This is a genomic window from Nocardia noduli (assembly GCF_019038455.1).
Lineage (GTDB): Bacteria > Actinomycetota > Actinomycetes > Mycobacteriales > Mycobacteriaceae > Nocardia > Nocardia noduli.
Genome location: NZ_JAFMPL010000323.1, coordinates 1 through 382, shown reverse-complemented (window position 1 = coordinate 382; position 382 = coordinate 1). Strand labels below are relative to the sequence as shown.

At 70.4% G+C, this 382-nt stretch carries 1 pseudogene; it reads left to right on the top strand.

Features of this window, described 5'->3' with window-relative positions:
• Positions 1 to 382: pseudogene (locus JZ792_RS43840) on the top strand (hypothetical protein); the annotation flags it as partial.

Here is a 382-nt window from a genome sequence, read left to right as displayed (position 1 = left end):
GCCTACAACCGCACCGACGGCACGCCGCTCCGCGCGGCCCTCGAAGCCGCCGGGCTCGCCGGATTGCCGCGGCTGCGGATCGACCCGGCCCGCTACCGGGGCTTCCTGGAATTGCATATCGAGCAGGGGACGCAACTCGAATCCGCCGGCCTGCATCTCGGCGTGGTCAGCGGCATCGTGGCGATCTGGCAATTCCGGATCGTGTTCGACGGCAACCAGGACCATGCCGGCGGCACCACCATGGCCGAGCGCCGGGATGCGGGGCTCTCGGCGGTGCGCCTGCTCGCGGCGATCGACCGTGAATTCCCAAACGTCTGCGGCCCGCGCAGCACCTGGACCACGGGGCGGATCACCCTGGATCCCGGCGGCTACAGCATCATCC